Annotated in this window: 5 protein-coding genes and 3 pseudogenes; 4 read left to right on the top strand and 4 right to left on the bottom strand. The window is 44.0% G+C overall.

The window, feature by feature from the left end; translation table 11 throughout:
- Positions 1-46: 46 nt before the first annotated feature.
- Entirely contained in the window at positions 47-1,201 is a 1,155-nt protein-coding gene (gene lpxB / locus CIL02_RS08915; RefSeq protein ID WP_094401035.1) for a lipid-A-disaccharide synthase, read from the top strand.
- 102 nt (positions 1,202-1,303) lie between these two features.
- A complete protein-coding gene (locus tag CIL02_RS08910; protein WP_094401033.1) occupies positions 1,304-3,151 on the top strand; it encodes a hypothetical protein in 1,848 nt (615 codons plus the stop codon).
- Here the strand turns inward: CIL02_RS08910 and CIL02_RS16695 are convergent.
- Together CIL02_RS16695 and CIL02_RS08900 are read right to left on the bottom strand one after the other, a co-directional pair.
- A pseudogene (locus CIL02_RS16695) lies at positions 3,146-3,295 on the bottom strand (DNA polymerase III subunit epsilon); the annotation flags it as partial. The gene CIL02_RS08910 and the pseudogene CIL02_RS16695 sit on opposite strands and share 6 nt — an antisense overlap.
- A gap of 167 nt (positions 3,296-3,462) precedes the next feature.
- Positions 3,463-4,494, bottom strand: a complete 1,032-nt coding sequence (locus CIL02_RS08900) for a DUF5030 domain-containing protein (protein WP_141210186.1) — start codon at positions 4,492-4,494, stop codon at positions 3,463-3,465.
- Positions 4,495-4,513: 19 nt separating this feature from the next.
- Between CIL02_RS08900 and CIL02_RS16690 the strand changes: the two are divergent.
- Positions 4,514-4,606 (top strand): annotated as a pseudogene (locus CIL02_RS16690) (IS982 family transposase); the annotation flags it as partial.
- A gap of 35 nt (positions 4,607-4,641) precedes the next feature.
- On the opposite strand, the gene CIL02_RS08890 reads toward CIL02_RS16690, so the two are convergent.
- Both CIL02_RS08890 and CIL02_RS08885 read right to left on the bottom strand, forming a co-directional pair.
- Entirely contained in the window at positions 4,642-5,682 is a 1,041-nt protein-coding gene (locus CIL02_RS08890) for a S9 family peptidase (protein WP_094401027.1), read from the bottom strand.
- 3 nt (positions 5,683-5,685) lie between these two features.
- Entirely contained in the window at positions 5,686-6,426 is a 741-nt protein-coding gene (locus CIL02_RS08885) for a hypothetical protein (RefSeq protein ID WP_141210185.1), read from the bottom strand.
- A 174-nt stretch (positions 6,427-6,600) separates the two neighbouring features.
- Here CIL02_RS08885 and CIL02_RS16535 point away from each other — a divergent pair.
- A pseudogene (locus CIL02_RS16535) lies at positions 6,601-6,784 on the top strand (IS982 family transposase); the annotation flags it as partial.

The raw sequence follows: 6,784 nt of genomic DNA, 5'->3' as shown, positions 1-6,784 counted from the left end.
GGAGACCATCAGTAACTGGAATTTGTAACCGGCCAATCCAACCCGCATGAAATATTATCTTATAGTAGGCGAGGCCAGTGGCGACCTGCATGCCTCGCACCTCATGTCATCGCTCGCCAAGGCTGATGCCGGGGCGCAGTTCCGCTTCATCGGGGGCGACATGATGAGGGCCGTAGGAGGAACCATGCTCAGGCATTACCGTGAGCTGGCATATATGGGCTTCGTGCCCGTGCTGCTCCATCTGAGGACCATCTTCCGCAACATGGCCCTGTGCAAGGAAGACATAGTCTGCTGGAAGCCCGATGTCGTCATACTCGTCGACTATCCCGGATTCAACCTCGACATAGCCAAATTCCTGCACGCAAGGACATCCATACCGGTCTACTATTATATCTCACCAAAGATTTGGGCATGGAAGGAGTGGCGCATAAAAGCCATCAAGAGGGATGTGGACTCCCTGTTCTCCATCCTGCCCTTCGAGGTTCCGTTCTTCGAGCAGAAGCATGGCTATCCAATAAACTACGTCGGCAACCCGACTGCCGACGAGGTACGCAGCTTCAAAGAGTCATACAATGAGACTTTCGGTGAATTCTGCCAGCGCAACGGGCTTCAGCAGGACAAGCCCGTCATTGCTCTGCTTGCCGGAAGCAGGAAGCAGGAGATTAAGGACAACCTGCCCATGATGATAAGGGCGGCGTCGCAGTTCACGGATTATCAGATGGTACTGGCCGGAGCACCATCTATAGACCCTGAATATTATGCCCCCTTCATTAGCGGAACCAACGTGCGCGTTGTCTACAACGACACCTATGCCCTGCTGTCACATGCCACGGCAGCCCTCGTAACCAGCGGTACGGCCACACTCGAGACTGCCCTCTTCGGCGTGCCTCAGGCCGTATGCTACCGCACACCATTGCCAAGGCTCATGCGATGGGCGTTCAACCATATTATTAAATGCCGCTACATCAGCCTCGTCAACCTTATTGCCGACCGGGAGGTCGTGCCGGAGCTTTTTGCCGACAGGTTCACCCTGGAAGTCATTTCCTCGCACCTCCGTGACATCCTGCCCGGTGGCAGTGCCCGAGAAGAAATGCTCTCAGGCTATGGTGATGTGGCAGACAAGCTTGGCAATACCGTCGCACCGGATAATGCCGCGGAAATAATGGTCAACCAACTGAAGCAGATTAGAGAACGGCTATGAGAGGAATAACTCTGGCTCATGTCATTTATCTCCTCTTATCTTCATTTTTCTCCTTTTTGCTACTTGCGAAGTTTAAATAACTTTATACTTTATTTGGTCACAATGGACAGAGTTGGAATACTGAAACAGCTTGGGGAACAGAAGAGCGCTATTTATTGCCAATACGAAGAGAAAGCGGAGGAAGTGACTGGGGAGATACGCCACTGCAAGAAGAAGGGCAGATGGTTTGTTGCAGCCCAGTTGTCGACATTCCTTTTAGCTGTGGTTTCTATCGCCATATATGCCACGTATTATGCCGAAATGATTATTGTTGCGTCGGGCATATTCTTTGTCTTGGCTTATATCGCAGCACGAAGGCTGGACGACGCCAATAGTGAGAAATTGGAGAGGTTGAGGGCTGTGCGTGCTGTGTATATGAATGAGACGGCTTATCTCAATGGTAATCTCACGGCATTTCGCAATGGAAAGAAATATGTCAATCCACATCATGAGTTCTCTTTCGATATGGATGTTTTTGGTGAGCAGTCGCTCTTCCAGCGCATCAACCGTACTGTCACATCGGGTGGTAGCGACCTCCTTGCCGGGCAGCTTTGTATGACTGGAACAAAAACAAAGCTGGAAATAGAAAACCAAAGGGATGCTGTCAACGAACTTGCCATAGACGAGAGTTTGCGAACCTCATTCATGGCTGTGGGGCAGTTGAGAGGAGACTTAATAGATACAGACGAGGTCGTGGCAGTTGTGGAAAAGGCAAAATCACTGCCGTTGCCCTCGTTTGCATCTTCTTCCGTGTCGATGGCGGTTGCCGTGGTCTCTATTGCCGGGTTCCTTTTTTCCTTCATTGCCGCTTTGCTGGATGTCGTTCCGTCGAGTGTGCCGTTTCAGTGGGGATTACTGCAACTGCTCTTGATGATTGTCTTGTGTTCACGGCCATTGCATAATATCAACAAGACTGTAGGGGCGGTAAGCAAACAGATGAGCATGTATGTCTCTCTGATGGAGATTATCTCCGGGTGTCATTTCTCTGCCAAGGACAATGCCGACATACTCTCGCGCCTGTCAAGTGCCGACGGAAATGCGCTCCGCTCTTTCAAGCAACTAAAGAGGCTGATGGACAGCCTTGACCGCAATGGCAATCCTCTTTATCGTATGCTGTGCGATGCATTCTTTCTCAACGACCTCTTCCTCGTCAGACGGTTTGCAAAATGGAAATCGTGCTATATGCCGAGGATGACAGAGTGGATAGATGCCGTAAGCCGTTTTGACGCACTCGTGTCGATGGCAACATTCCGATATAATGAGCCATGCGCAAAGGAGGCGGAAATTGTCGATGCAGACGAGGTGGTTTATTGTGCGGAAGGGATATGCCATCCGTTCTTGGGAAGTAAGGCCGTGCCCAATGATTTCACTATCACCGACTCACATTATTATATTGTGACTGGCGCCAACATGGCAGGCAAGAGTACATTCCTTCGTTCCATAGGAGTTAACTATATCCTTGCAATGTGTGGCATGCCGGTTTTTGCCAAGCGATTGAGGGTCAGTACCTTTTCCTTGTTCAGCAGTATGCGTACTTCCGACGACCTTGCCCACGGCATCAGCTATTTCAATGCCGAACTGTTGCGCCTGAAACATCTTATTACTGCTTGTCGTGAGAACAGCCACACGCTGATAATACTCGACGAGATACTGAAGGGAACAAACTCTGCCGACAAGTTAAGTGGTTCGAGGATGTTCCTTGAATACATATCCCAGCTGCCGGTCACTGGCATCATTGCCACCCACGACCTTGAACTCTCGAAGATGTCCGATGAGCGTCCATCCCGTTTCCATAACTACTGCTTTGAGATAAAGTTGACGGATAATGTGACGTATAGTTACAAGATAACCTCTGGAGTGGCTCGCAATCAAAATGCCACCTATCTGTTGAGAGGAATCCTGATGTCATAATATTTCCAACGCGATAGCAGCACACGCCTCTGCATCTGCCAAGGCATGATGGTGGTTCTTTAAGTCATAACCGCATCTGGCGGCGATTATGTCGAGGTTGTGATGTCCTCCAGGCCAACGCTTGCGTGATGCTATGCAGGTGCATTTTATGAGAAATTAGGACAAGACAATTGCTAGTCTCTTTATTATAAATAGTTTCTTTCATATAATGAGATTCACACAAGGTTACCGAAAATAAATTCTTATATGATACAGATTATCCACAGGAATAATTTCATTCCTGCAAATAATCTGTATCATTCAACAATTCCTCATAAATCCAAATAGTCTTGAATTAGCCATCCGCATTTGTTCACCGTCACCTTATAATAACGACCTGTCATGAGACGCAAATCTGTAGTATAATAAGGCGCAAACGATTTGGATGGTAAACTCTCAACAAAGTCTTTCAAACTCATGAATAAGTTCTCTGTTTCCTTGTCAGGATTATTTGGCAGCAAAAGATCTATCGTGTAAGTAACTCTTTTACTTCTTGGATAGGTCTTGGCATATAACAAAACAGAGAATGTTTTTTCTGAAGTCTTCGCATGTATCATTGTATTCATGCCTTGTAGTACCCCCAGCAACCGAGCACCTCCACTTACATCATGATACCATTCCCCATCCAGTACGTTAGAATAATGATTTGCATACGCAAAAAAGTCTGAGTAATTTACACTTGGAGATCTTCCTATTAACTTACCATCCATGTATACTTCCATACTAGCCGCTGGTGAAATAACATAGCCCATATACCTGCGAGGAGACTTTAATGAGATAATCTCGCCATTCATCATTTTCTTCAGTTCGTCATCTTTTATTTTCTTTAATAATGCCTCTTGTGGAGTCCCATTCTTATCTAAAAGGTTTACGAGTCTAGGACTTCCAAACCAACGCCACACACCACGACTTTCTCTAATCTCTTTCCTGGCATGATTTCTTAGCGGAGACAGCAGCATCACACCTTCTCCGATTGAGCCAAGTCGCATGATGGAATCAAATCCCTCATAAGGTGAAGCCATGAATTTGACATCCTTATACTTAAAGAACGCCTCCTTCATCTCTGCAACACTAATCGTATCCTTAAAATAACGACGACTAAAATCCAACAGGCCATACTTTGTTTCTTGTTGATAATCCGACCATCTCTCACTTAAGTAATCATACCTAAGAGCTTTTTGGATGGAAAACTGGGCAAATACTCCTGTCGTTGAAGTGAACAGCAATGTAAATAACATTGCAACATACTTAATTTTACTCATAACCATTACTATCAATATTAATAACCATGCTCTTGTAACCATTCTTCTTGTGTTTTTGTATATCTATGGAGCTATCGCTGCTTATTGTATGTTTCCTAAGAAGCCGTGTATCAATGTACAACGTACAGTTGATACACAGCTTTCATTGTTTTGAATTCATCGAACTCACGTTAGATTACATCTTTTATGTTACTTCATTAAAATCCACTTACAAACTAAATCAAGGATTTGTTCTCGTCTAGAGTAATCGACGTCACTACTTCGCCCATGTTCCAGTTTTCGAGACTCCGAGACCGATATCAGGTAGTGAGTTGCATCCACTAATAGCGTGTTGTAATCATTGTGATGATTCTCGTTCATGATTTTCTCAAACTCGAAGATATTAGGATAGCAAAGCGCATTTCTGTCGTCTGTTGCCTGCAAAAGTAAAATCGGACACTTGACATTTTCATAATATGGCTTTGAATCCCAATGGAGTCGAGGAACTACTCCTTCTTGTGGGTCTGTCACCTTGGTAATGAGGACCTGCATAGCAATAGGAAATTCTTTTTTCTTCTTCGTCGCTTCACCACCATATTGTTTAACCAATTGTTGTTCTAAGGCACTTTTATCCACTTTCTGGTGAGTCATGCAATAATTAAAGATATCCTGAACTATTTCAGAATAGACATGGTAAGAAATACCAGCAAAAGCAGCCATCCCTAACGATAATTGCGGGGCATAAATTGTAAATGTTTGCATATCTTTCTCATGCTGTGGAATGATAATGCTCACCATTTGAATGAGAAAGGCCGGGTCTGGTACTTTTGAGGCTGCAATCAGTGCTGATGCGGCTTCTTCACTTGCCCCGACAAACCCCATCTTATATTTCCGGAACATTTTGATGGCTTTCAGCGTTTTATATACAGCCACCGCATCATCTGCCATGTCAAACAACGTGATAAACGAGGAGTCTCTTTTCATGGCAGGCCTGTTTTCGAAGTAGCAAACAGACACCCCCTGGGCGGACAGTCTTTTTATCATATAAGTATATAATGGGCCACTTCCTTCTGGAGTCCTATGACGATGGTTCACAATAATGACCATCTTTTTCAGGTTCTTCTCCTGAGGAGTTATCACTGTGCCATGCAGCGTGATTCCGTCACTCATTCTGAAATCACAGGGAATAGAGTCGCAAAAGCCTTCGGTCGCAACAAATAACAGAAGTATGGTAATAATATAGTTTTTCATCCCTTATTTAGTTAGTAATTCCGAAATGCTTTTAGTAATTTCTTTCACTAATGTCTCTCCGCTATAATAACAGATTGGGTATGAGTATCTGACCTGATATTTGTTGCCGCAAAGACAAAGGTTCAGATAGTCCACATCTAACAACTGTTGATTGTCACTATCATAAATAGGGAAAACAGCCGCACTAATCTTACTGAGACAGCTATCCAATGAAAATCTCATTATTGAACTGCCGTAGTTGCTTTCCAGCAAGGCATATAACGCCGCCATATCGTTGTCAGCATTCTTTGGCAGACGAATCCTCTTACCTGTTTTCTTATCGGCAATCATCTTGAATACCTTTTCCAGATACCGTTCTTTGCTGCCATCAAACGATATGGAGTCAAGCATTTCCATATTCTTCTTGAAAGACATTTCACCATACAGAAAGCGGTCACCATCATTAAACGCGCCACATATGGTCAGCAGAGCCTTTACGCTGGCTTCAACAGATGCTAATTCCAACCCTACGAAAGAAGACTCCCTGTCGGTAAGAACAAAAAACTGAATCGTGTCATTTTGTTCATGATACTGTCTGACGGTCTCCTTGAGTCTGTTGGCGTACTCTTCTATAGACTTGCTATCGTCAATAACGAATGTCTTAATATCAATTTCCATATCGGAAAGTCCCTTAGCCAACTTCTCCAAATCAATGGGCTTCTCATTCTGATAGTACTGAAGACTCAGCATCAGCCCCTTCGCCATCAACTGATGATTACCACAAAATAAGAGTAAGATATTTAGTATTAATAATTTCATTACAATTACTTTAATTAACGTGAGTTCGACGAAATATAAGTGCTTGAAAATTTGGTGATTAGCGAAAATCGTTATAACTTTATAGTGTTGAAATACAAAGAATTACAAACAATAATCGCTATGATCACCGAGGACAAAGTTACAGAATTATTTTGTATTGCAGATGATTTTTGCAATTTTTTTGATGCCATGATGGAAAAATATACACTGAAAGCAGATAAGAAACGGCAATATCACCGCAAGTCAACCATGTCAAAGGCAGAAATTATGGTAATCATGATACTGTTTCATGATTCAGGCTACC

The organism is Prevotella sp. P3-122, assembly GCF_002251365.1.
Taxonomy (GTDB): domain Bacteria; phylum Bacteroidota; class Bacteroidia; order Bacteroidales; family Bacteroidaceae; genus Prevotella.
This window is presented reverse-complemented; position numbering and strand designations above follow the sequence as displayed.

Coding starts and splice junctions, on each gene's coding strand:
- lpxB (WP_094401035.1), top strand. CDS start 47: ATGAAATATTATCTTATAGTAGGCGAGGCCAGTGGCGACCTGCATGCC.
- CIL02_RS08910 (WP_094401033.1), top strand. CDS start 1,304: ATGGACAGAGTTGGAATACTGAAACAGCTTGGGGAACAGAAGAGCGCT.
- CIL02_RS08900 (WP_141210186.1), bottom strand. CDS start 4,494: ATGGTTACAAGAGCATGGTTATTAATATTGATAGTAATGGTTATGAGT.
- CIL02_RS08890 (WP_094401027.1), bottom strand. CDS start 5,682: ATGAAAAACTATATTATTACCATACTTCTGTTATTTGTTGCGACCGAA.
- CIL02_RS08885 (WP_141210185.1), bottom strand. CDS start 6,426: ATGGCGAAGGGGCTGATGCTGAGTCTTCAGTACTATCAGAATGAGAAG.